At 59.2% G+C, this 22,155-nt stretch carries 18 protein-coding genes; 10 read left to right on the plus strand and 8 right to left on the minus strand.

Annotated elements, in window-relative coordinates; genetic code table 11:
• On the plus strand, nucleotides 1-1,449 hold the full coding sequence (locus ACIPO9_RS02660) for a flavin-containing monooxygenase (RefSeq protein WP_400778719.1): 1,449 nt from the start codon (nucleotides 1-3) through the stop codon (nucleotides 1,447-1,449).
• 1 nt (nucleotide 1,450) lies between these two features.
• Here the strand turns inward: ACIPO9_RS02660 and ACIPO9_RS02665 are convergent, their stop codons facing one another.
• The 3 genes from ACIPO9_RS02665 to ACIPO9_RS02675 all read right to left on the minus strand — a co-directional run bounded on the left by ACIPO9_RS02665 (nucleotide 1,451) and on the right by ACIPO9_RS02675 (nucleotide 5,044).
• Nucleotides 1,451-2,740, minus strand: coding sequence for a serine/threonine transporter (locus tag ACIPO9_RS02665; protein ID WP_400778720.1), 1,290 nt, complete (start codon nucleotides 2,738-2,740; stop codon nucleotides 1,451-1,453).
• A 295-nt stretch (nucleotides 2,741-3,035) separates the two neighbouring features.
• Nucleotides 3,036-4,364, minus strand: coding sequence for an ATP-binding protein (locus tag ACIPO9_RS02670; protein WP_400778722.1), 1,329 nt, complete (start codon nucleotides 4,362-4,364; stop codon nucleotides 3,036-3,038).
• Entirely contained in the window at nucleotides 4,361-5,044 is a 684-nt protein-coding gene (locus tag ACIPO9_RS02675) for a response regulator (RefSeq protein WP_274132280.1), read from the minus strand. The genes ACIPO9_RS02670 and ACIPO9_RS02675 overlap by 4 nt, the downstream gene beginning before the upstream one ends.
• Before the next feature lie 159 nt (nucleotides 5,045-5,203).
• On the opposite strand from ACIPO9_RS02675, the gene dsbD reads away from it, so the two are divergent.
• From dsbD to ACIPO9_RS02695, 4 genes are all read left to right on the plus strand, one after another.
• Nucleotides 5,204-6,940 carry a protein-disulfide reductase DsbD gene (gene dsbD / locus ACIPO9_RS02680; protein ID WP_400778724.1) on the plus strand — a complete coding sequence of 579 codons (1,737 nt, stop codon included), beginning with the start codon at nucleotides 5,204-5,206 and terminating at the stop codon, nucleotides 6,938-6,940.
• A complete protein-coding gene (locus ACIPO9_RS02685; RefSeq protein WP_400778726.1) occupies nucleotides 6,940-7,782 on the plus strand; it encodes a prolipoprotein diacylglyceryl transferase family protein in 843 nt (280 codons plus the stop codon). The genes dsbD and ACIPO9_RS02685 overlap by 1 nt, the downstream gene beginning before the upstream one ends.
• A gap of 5 nt (nucleotides 7,783-7,787) precedes the next feature.
• On the plus strand, nucleotides 7,788-8,546 hold the full coding sequence (gene dsbG / locus ACIPO9_RS02690; protein WP_400778784.1) for a thiol:disulfide interchange protein DsbG: 759 nt from the start codon (nucleotides 7,788-7,790) through the stop codon (nucleotides 8,544-8,546).
• An 865-nt stretch (nucleotides 8,547-9,411) separates the two neighbouring features.
• Nucleotides 9,412-9,978, plus strand: a complete 567-nt coding sequence (locus ACIPO9_RS02695; protein ID WP_274132286.1) for a TetR/AcrR family transcriptional regulator — start codon at nucleotides 9,412-9,414, stop codon at nucleotides 9,976-9,978.
• Between the two features lie 44 nt (nucleotides 9,979-10,022).
• Here ACIPO9_RS02695 and fabF read toward each other — a convergent pair whose 3' ends face one another.
• From fabF to ACIPO9_RS02720, 5 genes are all read right to left on the minus strand, one after another.
• On the minus strand, nucleotides 10,023-11,297 hold the full coding sequence (gene fabF, locus ACIPO9_RS02700; protein ID WP_400778728.1) for a beta-ketoacyl-ACP synthase II: 1,275 nt from the start codon (nucleotides 11,295-11,297) through the stop codon (nucleotides 10,023-10,025).
• A 265-nt stretch (nucleotides 11,298-11,562) separates the two neighbouring features.
• A complete protein-coding gene (locus ACIPO9_RS02705; RefSeq protein WP_400604138.1) occupies nucleotides 11,563-11,895 on the minus strand; it encodes a ComEA family DNA-binding protein in 333 nt (110 codons plus the stop codon).
• A gap of 200 nt (nucleotides 11,896-12,095) precedes the next feature.
• Nucleotides 12,096-14,090 carry a polysaccharide biosynthesis protein gene (locus ACIPO9_RS02710; RefSeq protein ID WP_400778729.1) on the minus strand — a complete coding sequence of 665 codons (1,995 nt, stop codon included), beginning with the start codon at nucleotides 14,088-14,090 and terminating at the stop codon, nucleotides 12,096-12,098.
• Nucleotides 14,091-14,200: 110 nt separating this feature from the next.
• On the minus strand, nucleotides 14,201-15,217 hold the full coding sequence (locus tag ACIPO9_RS02715) for a glycosyltransferase family 4 protein (RefSeq protein WP_400778731.1): 1,017 nt from the start codon (nucleotides 15,215-15,217) through the stop codon (nucleotides 14,201-14,203).
• Nucleotides 15,214-16,179, minus strand: a complete 966-nt coding sequence (locus ACIPO9_RS02720; RefSeq protein WP_400778733.1) for an NAD-dependent epimerase/dehydratase family protein — start codon at nucleotides 16,177-16,179, stop codon at nucleotides 15,214-15,216. Before ACIPO9_RS02720 ends, ACIPO9_RS02715 begins: the two co-directional genes overlap by 4 nt.
• A gap of 323 nt (nucleotides 16,180-16,502) precedes the next feature.
• Here ACIPO9_RS02720 and ACIPO9_RS02725 point away from each other — a divergent pair, with 323 nt between their 5' ends.
• Genes ACIPO9_RS02725 through ACIPO9_RS02745 form a run of 5 tightly spaced genes read left to right on the plus strand, consistent with a single transcriptional unit; the run spans nucleotide 16,503 to nucleotide 22,103 of the window.
• On the plus strand, nucleotides 16,503-17,600 hold the full coding sequence (locus tag ACIPO9_RS02725) for a DegT/DnrJ/EryC1/StrS family aminotransferase (RefSeq protein WP_400778735.1): 1,098 nt from the start codon (nucleotides 16,503-16,505) through the stop codon (nucleotides 17,598-17,600).
• Nucleotides 17,597-18,541 carry a glycosyltransferase family 2 protein gene (locus tag ACIPO9_RS02730; RefSeq protein ID WP_400778737.1) on the plus strand — a complete coding sequence of 315 codons (945 nt, stop codon included), beginning with the start codon at nucleotides 17,597-17,599 and terminating at the stop codon, nucleotides 18,539-18,541. The genes ACIPO9_RS02725 and ACIPO9_RS02730 overlap by 4 nt, the downstream gene beginning before the upstream one ends.
• A complete protein-coding gene (locus ACIPO9_RS02735) occupies nucleotides 18,538-19,488 on the plus strand; it encodes a WxcM-like domain-containing protein (protein WP_400778738.1) in 951 nt (316 codons plus the stop codon). Before ACIPO9_RS02730 ends, ACIPO9_RS02735 begins: the two co-directional genes overlap by 4 nt.
• A gap of 1 nt (nucleotide 19,489) precedes the next feature.
• On the plus strand, nucleotides 19,490-19,918 hold the full coding sequence (locus ACIPO9_RS02740; RefSeq protein ID WP_400778740.1) for a GtrA family protein: 429 nt from the start codon (nucleotides 19,490-19,492) through the stop codon (nucleotides 19,916-19,918).
• Nucleotides 19,908-22,103 carry a hypothetical protein gene (locus ACIPO9_RS02745; RefSeq protein WP_400778742.1) on the plus strand — a complete coding sequence of 732 codons (2,196 nt, stop codon included), beginning with the start codon at nucleotides 19,908-19,910 and terminating at the stop codon, nucleotides 22,101-22,103. The genes ACIPO9_RS02740 and ACIPO9_RS02745 overlap by 11 nt, the downstream gene beginning before the upstream one ends.
• Nucleotides 22,104-22,155 lie beyond the last annotated feature (52 nt).

The following is a 22,155-nucleotide window of genomic DNA, read 5'->3' on the forward strand; positions in this document are numbered from 1 at the left end:
ATGAAGACGTTTGAGGTGCTGATCATCGGCAGCGGCTTTGGCGGACAGTGCGCGGCGATCAACCTGCTCAAGGCCGGCATCGACGACTTTCGCCTGCTGGAGCGGCGCGACTTCTTCGGCGGTACCTGGTGCCAGAACACCTACCCCGGCGCCACGGTGGACATTCCCTCGCCGCTCTACTCGCTGTCGTTCGCGCCCTTTCCCTGGACACAGATGTACGCGGGCCAGGAAGAACTGCAGCGCTACACCCGGCATGTGGTCGAACGCTTCGGGCTGCTGGACAGGATCGAAACCGGCGCCGAGGTCCAAGGGCTCACCTGGGATGACGCCACTCGGCACTGGACAGTCCAGACCAGCAAAGGCACGTTCAGCAGCCGGTTCGTCATCAATGCCAGCGGTCCCCTCAGCCAGCCACAGATTCCCTCGTTCGAGTGTATGGATGTATTCAAAGGCACGAGTTTCCACAGTAATCACTGGGACCTTGGCTTCGATCACCGGGGCAAAAGGGTGGCGATTGTAGGAAGCGGCGCCAGCGCTGCGCAGATCATTCCGGCGATTGCCTCGGATGTCTCCCAATTGCACGTCTTCCAGCGCACCGCCCACTGGGTGCTGCCGCGCCCCGATCACACCTTCAGCCACCTGCAACGCCGACTGTTGACCAGCCCCCTGGCCTTGCGCCTGCTGCGCGCGCTGATTTACCTGAAGCTTGAGACCCGCTTCATCGGCTTCAAGTATTCGAAGGCCGGGCTTGCGCTGGTGCAATGGATGGCCCGCAGGCATCTGAAGCGGCAAGTGCCGAACGCTGAGCTACGGCGCAAGCTGACACCCGACTTCACCCTGGGCTGCAAGCGCGTGCTGCTCTCCAGCGAACTCTACCCGGCGCTGCAGCGCAGCAACGTGACGCTGCACAGCGCGTCCATCGCCCGGCTCGACCAGAACGGTATCGTCACCACGGACGGCGAGCATATGGCGCTGGACCTGATCGTCTGGGCCACCGGTTTCGAGACCACCGATAACGCCATTCCCTATCCAATCGAGGGTAGGGACGGCCGGCGGTTGGCGGAGGTCTGGCAGCCCTTCCCGCGGGCCTACCTGGGCACCTGCGTACCGGGCTTTCCCAATCTGTTCCTGATCACCGGGCCCAACACCAGCACCGGCCACACCTCGGCACTGTTCATGCTCCAAGCGCAGATGCATTACGTGATAGCCAGTATTGCCAGCGTGAGAAACTCAGCCCAAGGCAGCATCGAAGTGCGCCCCGAAGCGGAAGAGCGCTACACCGCAATGATTCATCGGGAGATGAAACGCACCGTGTGGTCCTGGGGAGGGTGCCGCAGTTGGTATCAGAGCAACAGCGGCAAGGTGACGGTGATCTTTCCGGGCTTCAGCTTCAGCTTTTACCGGCTGACGCGGTGGCTCAAGCCCGGAGATCATGTGCTGCGAGAATGAATCAGGGCAGCAGCGAATACACCAGGGCCGAAATCGACACCAGGCCGACCACCACCACAAATACATTGGACAGCTTGCCCGCGTACTGACGCATGGCCGGGACCTTGCGCACGGCGTACATCGGCATCAAGAACAGCAGCGCCGCAATCACCGGGCCACCCAGGGTTTCGATCATGCCCAGGATGCTTGGATTGAGCGTCGCCACCAGCCAGCAGACCACCAGCATGAAGCCAGCGGTGAGGCGGTCCAGCATCTTGGGCGACGGACGGCTGCCGCTCTTGATGACCAGGCCCTTGAGGCCTTCGCTGGCGCCGATGTAATGGCCCAGGAAAGACTTGGTAATGGCCACGAAGGCAATCAACGGCGCGGCAAAGGCGATGGTCGGGTTGCTGAAGTGGTTGGCCAGGTACGACAGGATCGACAGGTTCTGCGCCTTGGCTTCGGCCAGTTGCTCAGGAGACAGGGTCAGTACGCAGCTGAACACGAAGAACAGCACCATGACCACCATCAAGCCGTGGGCGCGGGACAGGATCTGCGAGCTGCGCTGTTCGGCAGCCGGGCCGTACTGGCGACGCTGATCCACGGCGAACGCGGAGATGATCGGCGAGTGGTTGAACGAGAACACCATCACCGGAATCGCCAGCCACAGGGTGTGCAGCAGCGCCGAGGGCGCAGGCACCTGGCTTGCGGTGGTGAGGATGCCGCCGGTCCAGTGCGGAATCAGGAACACCGCCAGGAACAGCAAGGCGACGATGAACGGATAGACCATCAGGCTCATGGCCTTGACGATCAACTGCTCCCCGCAGCGCACCACGGCCAGCAGGCCGAGGATCAGCACGAAGGCCAGCAGCGCGCGCGAAGGCGGCTGAACGTGCAGTTGATGTTCCAGGAAGCTGCTGACGGTGTTGGTCAGTGCCACGCTGTAGATCAGCAGGATCGGGAACACCGCGAAGAAGTACAGCAGGGTGATCAGCGCACCGGCCTTCTTGCCGAAGTGCTGCTCGACGACTTCGGTGATGTCCGCGCCTTCACGGCCCGAGAGCACGAAACGCGTCAGGCCGCGGTGTGCGTAGAACGTCATCGGGAAGGCCAGCAGGGCCAGGATCAACAGCGGCCAGAAGCCACCGATGCCCGCGTTGATCGGCAGGAACAGGGTGCCTGCGCCGATGGCGGTGCCGAACAACCCGAGCATCCAGGTGGTGTCGTGGCGCTGCCATTTGGTGAGGCTGGAAGTCACGCTCGCGGGCGCGGCGTCGATAGGTTGCTCGACGCTGTTGGCCTGATCATTCATCCGGTCGATTTCTCCGTTGCCGGTGATAGCTACAAGGTCAAAAGCGCGTCGAAAAACTTGGCAGTCAGCGCCCCTGACCGGTTCTGTACAGGGAAAGGGGCGCGATTGTCCGGGATTAGAGAGCAGAATCAAAGGGTTGTCGGAGGGATGGTCGCAGATTCAGAGGTTTCCGACGGTTGGATGGGGTGAAAAATCCCCCTCCCCTGTAGGAGTGAGCTTGCTCGCGATGGCGGTGTGTCAGGTCAATCAATACCATTTGACACACCGCTATCGCGGGCAAGCGCGCTCCTACGTGTCAACCGTCAATTCGCCGCAACGGCACGCTCAATTCGACCCGCAATCCATCGCTGCGGCTGTCAAACCGCAACGAGCAGGCGGAGCGCTGGACGATCGCCTGCACGATCGCAAGCCCCAGCCCCGCGCCCGGGCTCTTGCCGTTGCGCCAGAAGCGCTGGGTCATCTTGTCCAGATCCGGCTCCGGAATGCCCGGGCCGTAGTCGCGCACCCGGAAATGCGCATGGCCGTCAAAGGTCTCAAGGCTCAACTCCACTCGCGCACCGGGCTGGGTGTGGCGCAGTGCGTTGTCCAGCAGGTTGCGCAATGCAGCGACCGCCAGCGCCGCCGGCATTTCCACCGGGGCGGTAGACAGGTGCCCCGGCAGGATCAACTGGATGCGCTCGTCATCGCCATGGTTGGCATCGTGAATCGCCAGCCGTGCGACCTTCTCGGCATCGCACTGCACGCCGTCATCGAACGACAGACTGCCCTCCACCCGTGCCAGCAGCAACAACTGCTCCAGGGTGCGGTGCATGCGGTCAGCGCCCTCCTCGGCATGGGCCAGCGCCCTGTCGCGCTTGTCGCCCTCGGTCATGCGCGCCACTTGCAGGTGGGTCTTGATGGCGGTCAGCGGGCTGCGCAATTCGTGGGCCGCATCCCCGGTCAGGCGGCGCTCGCGCTCCAGGGTCTGGGCGATGCGCAGGAACAACTGGTTCTGGCTCTTGAGCAACGGCTGCAGCTCGCTGGGCAGGTTCGGCACGTCCAGTGGCTCGACCGAATCGGCGCTGTGCCGGTTCAAGGCGTCACGCATGCGATTGAGCGGCGCCAGCCCGCGACCAATGCCGAACCAGACCAGGATCAGGCTGCCGAACAACGCCACCAGCACCGGCACCGACGCCGCCAGCAGCACCGACTGGCCGAGCACATCGCGCTCGATCTGCCGGTCCGCGGTGCTCACCCGCACGTTGCCGTGCATCATGGTGTACACGCGCCAGTGCTCGCCGTTGATCATCTGGTCGACAAAGCCGCTGGCGTCAGCTTTCAAGGGTTCGGCGGGCGAGCTTTCGGTGCGCGCCAGCACCTGGCCGCGCAGGCTGCTCAACTGACAGGCCATGCCGTTGGGGATGCGCAGATCAGCGGTGTGCATCGAGCTGCTCTGGCCGTCGTCGGGCATCTGCATCTGCTCCAGCAACCCCGCCACCATCCGCGCCGAAGCCTCCAGCCGCTGGTCAAGGGACTGCATCATCTGCGTGCGCAGGTCGCGCAGCATCCACGCCGCCGCCAGCACCCAGATCAGGATGAACGCCGAACCCAGGATCAGGCTCAGGCGCGTGCGCAGGCTCATCATCCCTGTTGCTCCGCGACATCGCCGGCCGGCCCCAGGCGGTAGCCCAGGCCGCGAACGGTTTCGATGATTCGGCTACCGAGCTTGCGCCGCAGGTGATGGATATGAACGTTCAATGCGTTGCTCTCCACTTCATCGCCAAAGCCGTAGACGCAATCCTTGAGCTGTTCGCTGGACAGCACGCGCCCGTGATTGTTGAGCAGGGCCTGAAGCAGCGCCTGTTCGCGCCGGGACAGGTCCACCGCCTGGCCCGAGAGGCGGGTTTCGCGGGTGCTGGGGTCATAGGTCAAGGGGCCATGCTCGATCACGTTGACGCTGCGCCCGGCCATTCGCCGCACCAGCGTATGCAGCCGGGCGCTCAGTTCACGCAGGTCGAAGGGCTTGAGCAGATAGTCATCGGCGCCGGCCTGCAGGCCGTCGACACGGTCGGTAACAGTGTCGCGGGCCGTGAGGATCAACACTGGAATTTCCACCCCCTGCTGGCGAAGATGGCGCAGCAACCTGAGGCCGTCTTCGTCAGGCAGCCCCAGGTCCAGCACCATGACATCGAAGTGCGCCGCCGACAGCATCGCCCGCGCGCCCGCAGCGTTGGCGACGCGGTCCACGGTCAGGCCCTGGGCATCGAGGCCGGCGACGATGCCGCTGGCAATCAGGTCGTCGTCTTCACAAAGCAGTACGTGCATGGGCGGCCTCGGCAGAAAAGGCAATTGAAACAACGCGGGATTAAGAGTGGATTATGCATGATCCCCGGGCGGGTATTTCGACAGGTTGGTTGATGGGTTAATCGGCACTTAATCACAGGGCTCCAACCTCGGCTCATAGATGATTGGCAAGGTGTGCGCATGCGTAAGTTGTTGATACTGGTGCTTCTGTTGTTCCCGCTGCTGGCTCAGGCGTTGCCCGGCGGCGATCTGTTCAAGAAGCCCGATTTCCTGCCTGTCGAGCAGGCCTTCATATTCAGCTCCGAGCGTCTCGACTCCGGAGAAACCCGTCTGTACTGGCAAATCGCAGACGGCTATTACCTTTATCAGAAGCGCCTCAAGTTCGACGGCCTCAGTGCGGGCCTGCTGCCGGTTCTGCCGGTTGGCGAAGACCACAACGACGAGTATTTCGGCCAGCAGCAGGTCTATCGGCAGGGCCTTGAGCTGACGATCCCGGCGTCTGCCAGCGGGCAGGTGAAGGTGGGTTGGCAAGGCTGTGCCGATGCCGGCCTTTGCTATCCGCCGCAAACCCAGGTGGTGGACCTGGGCAAAGGCGGTGCGACCGTGGTCAACGGCCAGGCACAGGATCAGGCGCTGGCCAGCACGCTGCAGGAACGCTCGCTGGGCCTGAGCCTGCTGATTTTCTTCGGTCTGGGTCTGCTGCTGGCCTTCACCCCCTGCTCGCTGCCGATGCTGCCAATTCTCGCCGGCGTGGTGGTGGGCAGCGGCGCCCGCCCGCGTCGCGGTTTCGCCCTGGCCGGGGTCTATGTGCTGAGCATGGCGTTGATCTACGCGGGGCTGGGCGTGGTCGCGGCGCTGCTGGGTGGCAACCTGCAATCCACGCTGCAACAACCCTGGCTGCTGGGCAGTTTCGCCGGATTGTTCGTGTTGCTCTCGCTGCCGATGTTCGGCTTCTTCGAACTGCAATTGCCGGCCTTTGTGCGTGATCGTCTGGAGAATGCCGGACGCCAGCGTCAGGGTGGCAGTCTGGTAGGTGCGGCCATCCTGGGTGCGTTGTCCGGTTTGCTGGTCGGCCCCTGCATGACCGCGCCGCTGGCCGGTGCCTTGCTGTACATCGCTCAGAGCGGCAACGCCTTGCAGGGCGCGCTGGTGCTGTTCTCGCTAGGGCTCGGCATTGGCCTGCCGCTGTTGCTGGTGGTGACGGTGGGTAACCGCTTCCTGCCCAAACCGGGTGCCTGGATGGACCTGGTCAAGGGCGTGTTCGGCTTCCTGTTGCTGGGCACGGCACTCTTCATGATTCGTCCGCTGCTGGCCGAACCCCTGTGGCTTGCGCTGTTCGGCGCCTTGCTGCTGATCCTCGCGTTCAGTGCTATCGCTCAGACCCGCAGCCTCAAACGCGCGGCGCCGATCTGTGCGCCAGTCGGGCTGATTCTCGGCCTGTGGGGCACGATGATGCTGATCGGTGCCGCCGGGGGCGCGGACGATCCCTGGCAACCGCTGAAGGTCTACAGCGGTTCCAGGACCAACAGCGAAAGCGCAAGCAACCACGATGCCTTCACCACCATCAAGGATGCGGCCACACTGGACCGCGAACTCGCCGCAGCCACCGCCAATGGCCAGTGGGTGCTGGTGGACTATTACGCCGACTGGTGCGTGTCCTGCAAGATCATGGAAAAGACCGTGTTCGGGCAGAGCCAGGTCATCGAGGCGCTGAACGGTGTGCGCCTGCTGCGCCTGGACGTGACCGCCGACAACGACGCCAGCCGTCAATTGCTCGAACGCTACAAGGTCCCCGGCCCGCCAACCCTGTTATGGCTAGGCCCGGACGGCAGCGAGCGCCGGTCCCATCGCATCACCGGCGAGGTCGATGACAAGGGCTTCCTGCAGCAGTGGCAAGCGACCCGGGAGCAGGGTTGATGCTGAGTTTTTCCCTGGGGCCCTTCTCCCTGGCGCTCAACCACTTGCTGCTGTTGGCGGCTCTGGTGCTGGCCACCTTTGTCGGCTGGCTCAGGGGCCGTCGCCAAGGGGTCAACCCGGAACGCGCGCTGTTCGGTCTGTTCCTGCTGGGGCTGTTGCTGGCGCGTGTGGGTTTCGTGCTGGTGTACTGGACGCAGTATCAGAGCCATCCGGCGAGCATCATCGACATCCGCGATGGCGGGTTTCTGGTCTGGCCGGGGGTGGTCGCCGTGGTGATCGGCGCCCTGGTGCACGGCTTCAGGCGGCCCGCCTTGCGCACCCCGATGGGGATAGGCGTGGTCAGTGGCCTGGTGTTCTGGTGGCTGGCCAGCCTTGCGGTCAGCGCATCGCAACAGGATGCGCGCCTGCCGGACCTGACCTTGCGCAACGCCGCAGGTATGCCTGTGCAGTTGAGCGATTTCCAAGGCAAGAAACTGGTCATCAACCTGTGGGCCACCTGGTGCCCGCCGTGTCGGCGCGAGATGCCGGTGTTGCAGGCGGCCCAGCAGGCGAACCCCGATGTGGTCTTCCTGTTCGTCAATCAGGCCGAGACCCCACGGGAGGTCGGGACTTTTCTGACGAGCCAGGGTCTGCAACTAGACAATCTGCTGTTCGATGGTTCTGGTGAACTGGCCCGACGCGTCGGTTCGGCCGCGCTCCCTACCACCCTTTTCTACCGCCCCGATGGCCGCCTTTCGGCCAGCCACCTGGGCGAACTGTCCAACGCCAGCCTGACCCATGCCCTTGGGCAGCTCGCTGAACCGGCGGCACTGGCTTCTTCCCGAATCAGGAGTACTCAATGAGTTACATGCGGATTTCTACCTTGGCCGTCGCCAGCCTGCTCACCTTCCAGACCGCCCTGTTGCAGGCCGAAGAACTGCCCGCGCCGATCAAGGCGCTGGAAGCCAAGGGTGCCACGGTCAAGGGCAGCTTCGATGCGCCCGGTGGGCTCAAGGGTTACGCCGCCGAATACCAGAAACAAGCCATGGCGCTGTACCTGACCGCCGATGGCAAGCACGTACTGGCGGGCAATCTGTTTGACGAGAAAGGCGAAGATTTGAGCGAGGCGCCGCTGCAGAAGCTGGTCTACGAGCCCATGACCAAAGAGATGTGGAACCAGATGGAAAACAGCACCTGGATCGCCGACGGCGCCAAGACCGCGCCCAAGGTCATCTACCTGTTCAGCGACGCCAACTGCCCGTACTGCAACATCTTCTGGGAACAGGCGCGGCCCTGGGTCAAGTCCGGCAAGGTGCAGTTGCGTCACATCATGGTCGGCGTGATCCGCGAAGACAGCGCCGCCAAGGCCGCCACCCTGCTGGCTGATGCCAACCCTGAACTGGCCCTGCAGAAGCACGAACAGGCGGGCAAGAGCAGCACGCTCAAGGCCATGGACACCATCCCCAAAGACATCCAGGCCAAGCTCGATGCGAACATGAAGCTGATGGACGACATGGGCCTGTCGGCGACACCGTCGATTTTCTACAAGGACGCCAATGGCCACCTGCAACAGCAACAAGGCGCCCCACGGCCTGACGTGCTGGCGAAGATGATGGGGCCTAAATAAGCCCGAGAGCTGTGCTGGGTGTACCGGCCTCATCGCGAGCAAGCTCACTCCTACAGGATTGCAGCATTCCCTCGCCCCGCATCCATCCGTAGGAGCGCGCTTGCCCGCGACAGGGCCGTGCCAGGCAATAGAGGTGTGGCGGATGTACCACCGTCATCGCGGGCAAGCGCGCTCCTACAGCGGTCCACCGATTATTTGCCACACCCCGTAGGAGCGCGCTTGCCCGCGACAGGGCCGTGCCAGGCAATGGAGATGTGGCGGATGTACCACCGTCGTCGCGGGCAAGCGCGCGCCTACAGCGGCGCATCGATTATTTGCCACACCCCGTAGGAGCGCGCTTGCCCGCGACGGGGCCATGCCAGGCAATAGAGATGCGGCGGATGTACCACCGTCATCGCGGGCAAGCGCGCTCCTACAGCGGTCCACCAATTATTTGCCACACCCCGCATGAGCGCGCTTGCCCGCGACGGGGCCGTGCCAGGCGATAGCGATGTGGCGGATGTACCTCCGTCATCGCGGGCAAGCGCGCTCCTACAGCGGCGCATCGATTATTTGCCATACCCTGTAGGAGCGCGCTTGCCCGCGACGGGGCCGTGCCAGGCGATAGCGATGTACCGGATGTACCACCGCCGTCGCGGGCAAGCGCGCTCGTACAGCGGTCCACCGATTATTTGAAATGCACAGTCCTGTAGGAGTGAGCTTGCTCTCGATAGGGCCCTGTCAGGCGACGCAGATGTCTGTAATCCCCCTGTGACCTTCTGACCAATGGTCGCCCCCTCCCGAACCGTGGATACTGCGCCGGCTGTTCATCCATGTAAGAATGTCGATCAACATTTCAAGAGCCATAGTCGGGAGGCTCCTTTCAATGCGTTACGCCGAAGATCATAAAGCCCAAACCCATCAGCGCATCCTTGTCGAGGCGGGCGCGCGGTTTCGTCGTGACGGTATCGGCGCGACCGGTTTGCAGCCGCTGATGAAGGCATTGGGGCTGACCCACGGTGGCTTTTACGCCCACTTCAAATCCAAGGATGATCTGGTCGAAAAGGCCCTGCGTTGCGCGGTAGACAGCCTGCAGGCATCGCGCGCTGAAAAGCTGGGCAATGACACCTCCGCCGAGGCGTTCATTGATATGTACCTGGCCCCGGCTCATCGTCTGGAGCCGGAGAACGGCTGCCCGTTGCCGACCATGTCCTCGGAACTCGGCCAGCGCGGCCAGCCGAGCGAAATCACCGACGAGCTGATCAACAGCATGCTCGCGGCACTTCAGGCCGGCATGCCCGAGGGCTCCGAGAACAGCGACAAGGCCGTGATGATGATGTCCAGCCTGGTCGGCGCCCTGGTCCTGGCCCGTAGCGCCAAAGACCCGCAACTGGCCGAGCGCATCCTCAAGACCACCCGCGAGCAGCTTAAACTGCAGATCCCTCAGGCATGAGGTGAAATGCCCCTGCCGCCACAGGCAGGGGCATGGCGTTTCAATCAGGCTTCGAAGCGGCGGAACAACACGCTCGCATTGACGCCGCCAAAGCCGAAGCCGTTGGACAGCGCATACTCGATCTTCATCGGACGCGCCTTGCCGTGGACGATATCGATGCCCGCTGCCGCCTCATCCGGCTTCTCCAGGTTCAACGTCATCGGCGCAATCTGATCCCGAATCGCCAGCGCGGTGAAAATCGCTTCGATGCCACCCGCCGCACCCAGCAGGTGCCCGGTCGCTGACTTGGTCGACGTCACCGCCACCCCGCCCTGATCGCCGAACACTGTCTTGATCGCCGCCATCTCGCCCTTGTCACCCACCGGCGTTGAAGTGGCGTGGGCGTTCAGATGCGCAATGTCGGACGGCTTGATGCCGGCCTGGCGGATGGCCGCCTGCATCGCCCGGCGTGCGCCGCTGCCGTCTTCAGGGCCGGCGGTCAGGTGATAAGCGTCGGCGCTGGTGCCATACCCCACCAGTTCGACAATTGGCTTGGCACCTCGCGCCAGCGCATGCTCCAGAGACTCGATGACCATGATGCCGGCACCCTCACCCATCACGAAGCCGTCGCGGTCCTGGTCGAACGGCCGCGAGGCGCGCTCTGGCGTGTCGTTGAAGCCACTGGAGAGCGCCCGCGCCGCCGCGAATCCACCCAGCGACACTCGGTCGATGCAGGCCTCGGCGCCGCCGCATATGGCAATGTCCGCCTCACCGGCGAGAATCATCCGCGCCGCATCACCGATGGCCTGCACACCTGCGGCACAAGCGGTCACTGGCGCGCCAAGCGGTCCCTGGAAACCATGCTGAATAGAAACGTGCCCGGCCGCCAGATTGACCAGAAACGATGGAATGGTGAACGGCGAAAGCCGGCGTGGCCCACGAGAGTCGGTGGTGCGTACCGCATCGGCAATCGAGACGAAACCGCCCACCCCGGAACCGATGATCGTCGCCGTGCGCTCGCGCTCCTCATCGGTGGAAGGCGCCCAGCCCGCCTGCGTCACCGCCTGCTGGGCCGCACCGAGGGCGAAGAGGATGAAACGGTCCATCTTCTTCTGCTCTTTGGGCGGCGCTGCGGCGTCAGCGTCGAACCCGGCTTCGGTATCCTCGGCCAGCGTCGGCACTGGCCCGCCGACCTTGGCCGGCAGATCGGCCACTGTTTCCTCAGGCAGCCGGACGATACCGGAGCGCCCTTCGAGCAGCCGCTGCCAGACGGCCTCGACTCCCGTACCCAAAGGCGTCACCAGCCCCATCCCCGTGACTACGATGCGACGTGCGTTCATGGCTTCACCCTTTAAACCTTCATTGCATGGAAAGGCGCAGATTCATGCGCCAGATGTGTAACGTCGTACCTGCGATTGCCCATGAGTCTGGGTCCATGGGCGTTGAGCGTAGCAATCGAGGTATATTACGACCGTAATTTTCAAGATTATATGATTTTTGTCATTTGAAGTGTCAAGCCCGGGCGATGACTGCAACCCTCATCCCCCAACTGTCACTGGATAAAAAAAGACCGATCATCGATCGGTCTTCTGCTGCGTCCGCGGGTCAGTCGAGCGCCAGCTTTTCCCGGTTCCTGTCGACCAGCGCCTTGCCGATGCCCTTGACCTCAATCAACTCGTCGACCGACGCAAACGCACCGTTTTCATCACGATAGGCGACGATCGCCGCTGCCTTGCCCGCGCCAATGCCGGACAGTTCCTTGTGCAGGACGTCCGCCGAAGCGGTGTTGATGTTGACTTTGCCCGACTGCGCTGCGGGTGCGGCCATCGTCGTGGCGGGCGCCGGGCTGGCTGTCGCGGCTGGGGTTTGTGCGTTGGCAGCCATCGAGAAGCTGGCGACCACGGCGAAGACGAGGGAAGAAAGGTAGGACATGCGCATGAGTAATACTCCATGACATCGTTGATTAGGGAGCAGCTTTCCTGAGCTGCTTCCCAAACCTAGACCTTGTTCACGGAGCGTCAATGCAGGCATCAGTGACTGGATGTGTACCGCGCTGCAAGCCCTTGAAACCGGGCGTTCGGGTCGTATGGAAGTCGGGAGCCGGTGAGTAAGAAAAGGTTTCGGAGGGCTGATGGGCCTCAGGGCTCGTGACGCCGCTGAAGATGAATCCAGTCCACAATATCCCCCTCCGGCGCATACCCCGCCACCGTATCCCCCAAGATCTGCCGCACTCGGGCGTAGTCGTCCTCATCCAGTGCCTTGAGCAACCTCGACAGGCTCTGCTTGAAGGTCTCCCACGGCAGGTGATCTTCCTGGGCGCTCATGATCATCGGGTGGCTGGTGGCGGCAACGTTGTCGCCGATCAGCAACTCCTCGTAGAGCTTTTCACCGGGACGCAGGCCTGTGAACTCGATGGAAATATCGCCCTGAGGGTTCTTGTCCGAGCAGATGCTCAACCCTGACAGATGAATCATCTTTTCCGCCAGTTCGATGATCCGCACCGGTTCGCCCATGTCCAGCACGAAGACATCACCGCCCTGCCCCATGGAGCCGGCCTGAATGACCAGCTGCGCGGCCTCCGGGATGGTCATGAAATAGCGGGTGATCTTGGGGTGAGTGACCGTCAGCGGTCCGCCAGATTTGATCTGCTGGTGGAACAGCGGAATCACCGAGCCGGATGAACCCAGGACGTTGCCGAACCTGACCATGATGAAGCGCGTCTTGTTGACGTGATGCACGTTGGAGCGATCGCCAAACATCACCGGCGCGGTTTCCCGGCTCAGGGCCTGCAGCGTGAGCTCGGCCAGGCGCTTGGTGCTGCCCATGATGTTGGTAGGGCGCACGGCCTTGTCGGTGGAGATCAGCACGAAGTTGGCGACACCCGCCTGAAGCGCAGCCTGGGCTGCATTGACGGTGCCGACCACGTTATTGATCACGCCTTCGGCGATGTTGTGCTCGACCATCGGCACGTGTTTGTAGGCAGCGGCGTGGTAGACGGTGTCAACATGCCAGGTTTTCATCACGTCCAGCAGCTTGGCTTGGTTGCGTACCGAACCCAGGATCGGCAGGACCTTGACTTTGAGCGATTCGCGCCCGACCCGGCGTTCCAGCTCCGAAAGAATGGTGTAGAGATTGAATTCACTGTGATCCAGCAAGAGCAGCGTCGTGGGCTTGAGCAAGACGATCTGCCGACACAATTCCGAGCCGATCGAGCCGCCTGCACCGGTCACCAAAACACACTGGTTTCTGATGCAGTGCTCCAGCAACTCGTCCTGGGCAGGAACAGCGTCGCGGCCGAGCAAATCGGCGATGTCCACTTCCTGCAAGTCGTCGACCTTGACACGCCCCGCGGCCAGATCGGAAAAGTTGGGCACGCTGCGTACGTGTAAAGGGAAGCCTTCCAGAAGGCCCAGAATCTCTCGCCGCCGGGCCCTGGCAGAAGACGGAATGGCCAACAGGATTTCCTGCGCTCCCGTGCCATCGATCATCTGCTGAATATGTTTGGGCTTGTAGACCTGCAGGCCGGAAATCACCCGGTTGGAAATGGAATCGTCATCGTCGATGAAGGCAACCGGGCGCATCGAGCGGCCCATTCGCAACGCCGCAACCAATTGGTTGCCTGCCGCACCTGCGCCGTAGATCGCCACTTTTGGGAGGCCGTCATCGCGACTGGTGAACGGCACATGCTGTGCGGCAGAAAACCAGTCGCCGAGGAAATACTGACGCATGGCGAGCCGCAGGCCGCCGATCATCACCAGGCTCAACCACCAGTAGTTGAACATCACCGAGCGTGGCACGACATGCTGGTGGTTGCTGTAGAGATAGACGACCACGCCCAGAATCAACGCGGACAGGCTGACCGCCTTGATAATGGCGACCAGTGCATCGTTGCCAAAATAGCGCATGACCGCCCGGTACATGCCAAACCGGATGAACAAGGGGATGGCCACGACAGGCGCGCTGACGAAGAGCCAGGTGTGAATTTCAAGGGGGTTGATCAGATCATCGATGCCAAGACGAACGACAAAGGCCATCCACAGTGCAAACCAGACCAGACAGACGTCTGTGGCCACCTGGATGATCCGCTTCTTGCGACGGGGCAACGCCAGCAATGAAACGCGCAATTTGTCCATGATTCCCTCGAACACGAGTTCAAACTCCTACCAATCGACCGATATGTCGGTTGTTGATTCCTTTCGCCGGATAAAAATCGAATGGGCAATCAGGGCGGCCACGCGCCCTGTCAGTTTTTTTCCAGCTCGCCAGCTCGAAACCGAATGGCCAGGGCGATCAGCGGTGCATAGGCGATAATCACGCCAGTCAGCCCATCCAGACCAAGACATCCCACCCACACAGCGATGGGCAAAAGCCAGCAAAGATTGATTACACCGACTGCAGACGTCACGGGAAGGTGCCTGCCGAACCGCCGCGAGGCGAACTGGTAGGCATGACTTCTGTGAGCCTCATAGACCTTGTCGCCTCGAATGAGCCGACGAATGAGGGTAAATGTAGCGTCAACGATGAAAACACCGAGGAGAATAAGCCATGACCAGAGTAACTGCGAGGAAATAGTCGCCGCTTGAATGGACAGGATGCCCAGAATCATGCCAAGAAAACCGCTGCCAGCGTCGCCCATGAAGATCCGCGCCGGGGGAAAATTCCAGATCAGGAAACCGCTGACCGCCGCCGCAAGCAGGATCGGTAGCCAGATGTGCGACAGCTGATCGCTCACGGCATAGATCACCGCTACCCCGAGGCAGACACACACGGCCTCCACACTGGCGATCCCGTCGATGCCATCCATGAAGTTGTAGAGGTTGAGCAACCAGACCAGGTAGACCGCTGCCAGAACATCACCGATCAATCCCAGATTCACCGGGACGGTGAACAATGTGATGACGGGCAGCCCACCCATCCAGAACAGGCCCCAGGCGGAAGCCAGAAAGTGGCCGGCCAGGCGCCAGCGTGCGGCAACATGGCCGTGATCGTCGAGAAAACCCAGTGCCGCGATGAGCAGACCGGCGCCGAACAGGGCCATGAAAATCGAAAACCCCAGCTCGCCCGAGCCGTACAACGCAACCAGCGCCCCAAGATAACTGACGACAATCGCCACGCCGCCGCCCCGGGGCGTAGGTACAGTGTGCGAACTCCTGCCATTGGGGATGTCCAGCAAACTCTTGTGCAACGCATAGCGCCGCAGCCAGTACGTCATAGCGAATGATCCCCCCGCCACAGCCACCGCCAACAACCAATGATTCATTTCTGTTCCGTTGCTAGAAAATGTTCGACCGTCTTGCGCAAGCCATCATCTACTGAGACAGGAGGCGTCCATTGCAGCCGGTCGCGGTTCTTGCCGATATCCACGCAGAGCGACCCCAGAACCCGTTGCGCGGCGGCAGTGCGCCCCAACAGCGCGGCGCCGAGATACAGTAGAGGCTGCGGCACAGGAATCAAGCGATTTGGTGCGTGCAGATGAGTCACCAGCTTGCGCGCAAGCCCGGTGGTGGACAGATCGTCGCCATCGCTGACCAGAAAAACCTGGTTGGCCGCTGCCGGATGCTCGATGCACACCTTGATGAAGTCGACCAGGTTGTCCAGTGATACCAGGCTGCGGCGATTGTCGATCGCTCCCAAGGGCAGCGGAATGCCTTTGTTCAACACGCGCATCAGTTGCAGGAAATTGGCCTTGACGCCCGGCCCGTACACCAGCACCGGCCGGATGATTACCACGTCCATGGCGCTATCGCGGGCGAGCGCGAGCAAGCCCTGCTCCGCCTCATGCTTGGATGCACCGTAATGGTCAAGGGGATTTGGCAGATCATCGGGGTGAAAACACTGCCCGCGAGCCGTGGATTCACCGTTGACCTTGATTGAACTGATGAAGATAAACCGACGCACACCGGCAGCGGCGGCCTGTCGAGCCAGATTTAGCGTGCCGGCAGTGTTGACTTCGCGGAACAGGGCGAGCGGATCGGCGGCGGTGTCGTTCATCACGTGCACGCGGGCGGCGGTGTGGATGACCACGTCGATATTACGCAATAGTTCGCAGTGGTCTGAATCAGGGCAAAGATCCAGCGATGGTCTTTGAGTTACGTCAGGAAACAGGTGCTTGTCGGCCCTCGTCGCAGCTACGAGATTCATGTTCGTAACAGTCGAAAGTTCAGCGACCAACGCACGCCCAAGAAACCCGGACGCCCCCGTAACCAGAATACTCACTGCCATTATGGCACCACCTGTTGAGAACGGGCCGGACCTTAACATAATTGGTAGATGCAGAGCCAAGAGAGCCCATCCTCATAGGCACATCACGCAACGTCTTGGTGGGTCGCACACAGTCCACATTTTGAAATGCACTTTGGTGTTCAATCGCCGACAGCCAATTCAGTTGGTGTAAATCAGCGCTGACGTTAGAATCCCCCTCCATCTATGAAGACCGGTTACTGATGCTCAGCTGATGAGTGTGCACGGAGGCGAGAGGCGTCGCGCTTTTTCCTGGAAAAAAAACCGAGTGACCCGGACGCTTAAACTGCAAGGGAGAATCATCAATGCAACAGATCAACAACCTCGCCGCCAAAATCGATGCATATCGGACACAAATCGATGCAGCCGTGCAGCGTGTCATCACCAGTGGATGGGTGGTGCTGGGGCCGGAAGTAAAAGGTTTTGAAGCAGGTTTTGCCAAGTATCTGGGCGCTGCCCACTGCGTGAGTGTTGCCAACGGTACTGATGCGATCGAGTTGGCACTCAAGGGCTTGGGCGTCCAGAAAGGCGACAAGGTGGCTACCGCGGCCAACGCTGGCATGTACACCACAACGTCAGTTCTGGCGCTCGGCGGCGAACCAATCTTTATGGACGTAGGCCTAGAAACTCAAGTCGTGACGCTGGCGGATGTCAAGAAAGCCGTTGCGCAAGGCGCTAAGTTCGTCGTCGTCACACATCTTTACGGATTGGCCGTTCCAGAGATTCGCGAAATTGCTGAGTATTGTGCTGCGCAGGCAGTGCCCTTGCTTGAGGATTGCGCCCAAGCCCATGGCGCACTGAAACACGGTAAACGCGTCGGTACGTTTGGCAACGTTGCGAGTTTCAGCTTCTATCCGACCAAAAACCTGGGCGCGCTGGGTGACGGCGGTGCAGTGGTCACCAATGATGCGCATACCGCTCAACTGGTAGCGCAACTGCGGCAGTACGGCTGGTCATCCAAATACCGCGTTGAGCTCGCAGGTGCAAGAAACAGCCGCCTTGACGAAATGCAGGCCGCTATACTGGCTGAGTTTCTGCCGCATCTGGACGCCTGTAACACCAGACGCCGCGAGATCAATGATCGCTACCGCAGCGAAATAAAGCAGACAGATATTCTGCATCCTGAAGCAAGCGGTGACGCCAGTGTCGGCCACTTGTATGTCATCCGTTGCGCAAGGCGCGATGCATTGCAGCAGCACCTGCGCAGTCAACAAATAGCTTCCGACGTGCATTACCCGGTACCTGATCACCAGCAGCCGGTCTTTGGAGATCAGTACGCTTCAATCACTCTGCCCAATACCGAACGCCTTGCCGCAGAAATTTTGACGTTGCCGTGCTACCCAGAAATGACAGACGGCGAAGTCCGCAATGTCATCGCTGCGGTGAACGGGTGGGAGGCATGAAGTATTCTGTCATCATCCCGGTCTACAAGAATGCTCAGTCCATTCCACGACTGATCATTGCCCTGACCGAGATCAACCAGCGGCTGAACAACGAAATGGAAGCCGTGTTCGTGGTCGATGGTAGCCCGGACGCGTCATTTTCCATGCTTCAGGCCGAACTGCCGAACTTGCCGTTCACTGCCCAGCTGTTGGCTCACGCCCGGAACTTCGGCTCTTTCCCGGCGATAAGAACTGGATTGATGGCTGCTACGGGGCAGTATTTCGGCGTAATGGCGGCAGACTTGCAAGAACCACCGGAGTTGCTTATCAGCTTTTTCGAGGCGCTGTCGGCTGGCGAATGCGATGTGGCCATCGGCACTCGCAATGCTCGCCAAGACCCCTTCGCGAGTCGCATGGCATCTTCGGTTTTCTGGGGGTTGTATCGTAAACTCGTGGTACACGATATGCCGCCAGGGGGCGTAGACATATTCGGTTGTAATCTCATCTTTCGCGACCAACTACTGAAGCTGGAAGAGTCACGCTCGTCGCTGATTGCGTTGATTTTCTGGCTAGGATTTCGCCGCAAATTCGTCAGCTACGATCGCCAGGTCCGTCAGGAGGGCAAGTCGGCCTGGACGTTCAAGAAGAAAGTCGAGTACATGATGGACAGTGTATTTGCATTCACCGACTACCCGATCCGACTTCTCATCAGGATGGGCACCATTGGCTCACTGGTATCACTCGCTATTGGCTTGATGGTTGTCATTGCAAAAATCAGCGGCGCCATCGCCGTACCAGGTTACGCGGCCACCATGATCGTCGTCCTCCTGCTGGGCACTCTCAACCTTCTGGGCCTGGGCCTTGTTGGCGACTATGCCTGGCGAGCCTACGAAAACACCAAGCAGCGCCCGTTAGCGGTCGTCAGCATGCAGCTCGATAACAGGGAGAGGAAACAACCATGACCAAGAACTTCATTCATCCATCCGCCGACGTACAAAGCGACAAGATCGGGGAAAATACACGCGTCTGGCAGTACGTGGTAATTCTTCCTGAGGCGACTATCGGGTCTGATGTAAATGTTTGCTCCCATTGCCTGATCGAAAACGATGTCGTCATCGGAGATCGCAGTACCATCAAATCCGGTGTGTATGTCTGGGATGGCCTGCGAATCGGTAATGATGTTTTCGTTGGTCCGAATGTGACGTTCACCAATGACAAGTTTCCGCGCTCTAAAGTTTTCCCCGAAACCTTTTTGCAAACGATCATTCAAGATGGTGCTTCGATCGGTGGCGGCGCGGTGATCCTTCCTGGCATCACCATCGGTACTGGTGCGATGGTGGGGGCTGGTGCAGTCGTCACTAAATCAGTGCCGCCTTACGCAATCGTCGCTGGCTCCCCGGCCAGGATCACAGGCTACGTGGAAAATGCGGGCTCCAGTGATTTGGAGACTTCGGAGCCAGCACTCACCGGTCCGCACAAGGAGTCGATTTTCAGGGTTGGAGTAGGCGACGTTACGCTGCACAACTTCAAACTCGTCCCCGACATGCGCGGTGACCTTTCGGTCGGCGAATTCGAGAAGGAAATCCCATTTACGCCCAAGCGTTATTTCCTTGTCTTTAACGTTCCAAGCCAGAAGACGCGTGGCGAACACGCCCATCACAAGTGCCATCAGTTCCTGATTTGCGTCAAAGGGAGCTGCGCGGTGGTGGTGGACGACGGGAAGAACCGCGCTGAAGTCATGCTCGATGCGCCAAACAAGGGCATCTACCTGCCGCCCATGACGTGGGGCATTCAGTACAAATATTCCGAAGATGCCGTTCTGCTGGTGTTCACATCCGACTATTACGACGCAGGCGACTACATTCGTAACTATACCGACTTCACAAATCTGACGTCGACACCTGGCTGAAATGGACAAAACAACCTTCAAGGCCTCGCTGAAACGCTGGGCCTATTTTCTCGTCGGAGGCGGTCTGAACACTGCCCTCACCTATGTCATATACCTGATGCTGAACCTGATCGTCAGCTATCAGGTTGCCTATGCGATCGCCTACGCGTGCGGGATAGTGTTTTCTTATCTTTTCAATTCAGCGATAGTTTTCAAGATTACCCAATCGTGGAAAAGTTTCTTACTTTATCCACTTGTATATCTTGCACAATACATTGTGGCTGCTTGGTCGCTTAACGTACTGGTCGCAAGAGTGCATTTAGACGAGCGAATAGCGCCTCTTGCAGTAATCGTCTTGCTCATTCCGGTAACTTACCTGTTGAGTAAATTAGTCTTAAGCAGAAGCCATTTACCCGAAACGCCCACGGACAGCCGTTCCCATGACAACTAAGATCCTTCCAACTCAACGACCAAGCTCTACTTTCGAAATACCCATCTCCCTGAATGAAGTTGCGCTACACCTATTACCGTCTATTCTACTCGTCTTAGCATTATGGTTGCCTTTCGGTTTCTCCCTTGTAGGAAACATCGAAGAATGGAATATCCTGGGAATGTTCGTGAACCATGGGTTATTTTTCATCACCGATGCATCGAGCCCACTACCCGCACATGCACTACGGCCGTTGACCATACTACCTCAAGCCATAGCGTACTATTTAAACAGTGAGTCATTCCTTTACTGGAATTTGCTCTCTGCCCTCTCGCTAATTCTGAAAGGGGCATGCGTCAGCCTGCTGACAAAAAAAATATTCAATTCTCAGAAATGGTCAATTTTCGCGGCGATACTGATTATTGTCTACCCTGCAGATACAATGCAGTTGTCATTCCGGTCGATACACATCAACTGGGCTCTTAGCCTGCTGCTGCTCGCGACGGTATTGCAACTCAAAGCGCTAAGCGAGGCAAGCAAGGGGTGGGGGTATGCAATTGTTGCATCAGCATTTCTCTTGGCTGCCTGCAGTATGTATGAAGCATCCATTTTACTTTCTCCGCTACCGGTACTGGTGCTTTATGCTTCGACAGGATTAAAAAATACGTATCGTGAAGCTCGCACTCAAATATTGAAGCATATCCTATGGGCCGTAGGCGTGTGCGTTTATGTCACTTATGTGATTTATACCGCACCCCATGTCAAAAGCTATCAAAGCAATATTTCAGGCCAAGATACCCTGGCCACATTGACGCATTCCTTTCCGCACTTATTCTCAATCGGCCTATTGAGAACAGTTCTAGGTGGCTGGTTCGATGCAGTGAGCATTACTTACAGTGAATTCTCCAATTACTGGTATGCAGCACTCGTCACAATCAGTCTTGTGGTGGCAGCCACCTTCATCGCCAAAGCAACTAAGCCTCGTAAAAATGATACTACTGTGTCAGATCATGCCGTCGCCTTGCGGACGATGGTGGTCGGGGCATTGCTGACATTGTTGGGGTACGCTCCATTCCTGCTTTCACTTTCCCATCAAAGCATCAGCCAAAGAACATTCCTGTTTGCGAGTTTGGGTGGTGTTCTAATCACGTCATCGGCCCTGATTCTCATATATCGCCATTCAAAAACACTCAGCAGATCAGCAGCGGTAGCACTTCTATTTGTGGGCCTTTGCACCCAAATTTTTCAATTCCAACACTACGCAAATTTAGGAAACCGTGAAAAACAAATTCTTTCAAGCATTATTTCGAAGCTGGTCGAGCAACCGAGCAGCAAACAACTTGTCATCTTGGACAAAACCAACGAACTGAATGACACATGGATGTTTTTGGCATCAAACTTGCGAGCCGCACTAACTTACGTGTACGGGCACGACTTTGCTGGAATTCAAATTTGTCGCATGCCAAGCAAGGAATGGCAGCAACCGGATAATCTCGCACGAAAAGGGAACTGTGAAGAAACGTCGGAAGAATGGGTATTTCATTACCCAGAAGCCGTCACTGGCCCCTACGTACCCCTGCGAGAGGAGCTTCCCGATCTGCACATAAGCAAATTGACCGCAATTGCTATCGTTGTTGATCCCGATAATGAAGCAGACTTGCCACAAAACCGAACGCTGATTCAACTGTCTTCTCCACACAATACAAGCCGTCTAGCGAAGGTTTATCGGAACGTGCTGAAAAATAGCACTCCCTCCTACTGGATGACAGGATTGGCGGACCATCAAGCGAAAAGCAGCTATCACTGGAACTTCGGCGATTGGTGGAGCATGGAGCTTCCTATCGCAGGCACTGGTTGGCGACCAGCGGAATGGACCGTCAACAACTTTCACCACGATGCGGTTGCATGGATTACAAGTGACATTGCAACACTAAATTTTAAGTTCACACCTAACGATCGAATCTATAGGCTGTCGGGTGAATTTACAGACTTTATCAATAGCCATGTACGAGAAGGATTGACCATGTCAATAAATGGCGAAAATGTCCCTATTACATGGACAGCCCCAGGCGAGTTTTCTGGCGCAGTACCTGTAGGCGCATTGCGGTCAGGAGTTAACACCCTTTCAATTTACAGCAAGACCGACAAAAACCAATATGGCCTCTCCGGCAGGCTGACCCGATTTAGTATAGATAACACAAACTGATCGTCCGCCGGTGGCATTTCTAGCGCCGGCGTACAGCTAAGCTGCAATGCAT

Origin of the sequence: Pseudomonas sp. NPDC090203 (assembly GCF_044746765.1) — a bacterium.
GTDB lineage: Bacteria > Pseudomonadota > Gammaproteobacteria > Pseudomonadales > Pseudomonadaceae > Aquipseudomonas > Aquipseudomonas putida_AD.

Coding starts and splice junctions, on each gene's coding strand:
- ACIPO9_RS02685 (WP_400778726.1), top strand. CDS start 6,940: ATGCTGAGTTTTTCCCTGGGGCCCTTCTCCCTGGCGCTCAACCACTTG.
- ACIPO9_RS02670 (WP_400778722.1), bottom strand. CDS start 4,364: ATGATGAGCCTGCGCACGCGCCTGAGCCTGATCCTGGGTTCGGCGTTC.
- ACIPO9_RS02660 (WP_400778719.1), top strand. CDS start 1: ATGAAGACGTTTGAGGTGCTGATCATCGGCAGCGGCTTTGGCGGACAG.
- ACIPO9_RS02715 (WP_400778731.1), bottom strand. CDS start 15,217: ATGAATCATTGGTTGTTGGCGGTGGCTGTGGCGGGGGGATCATTCGCT.
- ACIPO9_RS02665 (WP_400778720.1), bottom strand. CDS start 2,740: ATGAATGATCAGGCCAACAGCGTCGAGCAACCTATCGACGCCGCGCCC.
- dsbD (WP_400778724.1), top strand. CDS start 5,204: ATGCGTAAGTTGTTGATACTGGTGCTTCTGTTGTTCCCGCTGCTGGCT.
- ACIPO9_RS02695 (WP_274132286.1), top strand. CDS start 9,412: ATGCGTTACGCCGAAGATCATAAAGCCCAAACCCATCAGCGCATCCTT.
- ACIPO9_RS02745 (WP_400778742.1), top strand. CDS start 19,908: ATGACAACTAAGATCCTTCCAACTCAACGACCAAGCTCTACTTTCGAA.
- fabF (WP_400778728.1), bottom strand. CDS start 11,297: ATGAACGCACGTCGCATCGTAGTCACGGGGATGGGGCTGGTGACGCCT.
- ACIPO9_RS02720 (WP_400778733.1), bottom strand. CDS start 16,179: ATGGCAGTGAGTATTCTGGTTACGGGGGCGTCCGGGTTTCTTGGGCGT.
- dsbG (WP_400778784.1), top strand. CDS start 7,788: ATGCGGATTTCTACCTTGGCCGTCGCCAGCCTGCTCACCTTCCAGACC.
- ACIPO9_RS02740 (WP_400778740.1), top strand. CDS start 19,490: ATGGACAAAACAACCTTCAAGGCCTCGCTGAAACGCTGGGCCTATTTT.
- ACIPO9_RS02730 (WP_400778737.1), top strand. CDS start 17,597: ATGAAGTATTCTGTCATCATCCCGGTCTACAAGAATGCTCAGTCCATT.
- ACIPO9_RS02675 (WP_274132280.1), bottom strand. CDS start 5,044: ATGCACGTACTGCTTTGTGAAGACGACGACCTGATTGCCAGCGGCATC.
- ACIPO9_RS02725 (WP_400778735.1), top strand. CDS start 16,503: ATGCAACAGATCAACAACCTCGCCGCCAAAATCGATGCATATCGGACA.
- ACIPO9_RS02710 (WP_400778729.1), bottom strand. CDS start 14,090: ATGGACAAATTGCGCGTTTCATTGCTGGCGTTGCCCCGTCGCAAGAAG.
- ACIPO9_RS02705 (WP_400604138.1), bottom strand. CDS start 11,895: ATGCGCATGTCCTACCTTTCTTCCCTCGTCTTCGCCGTGGTCGCCAGC.
- ACIPO9_RS02735 (WP_400778738.1), top strand. CDS start 18,538: ATGACCAAGAACTTCATTCATCCATCCGCCGACGTACAAAGCGACAAG.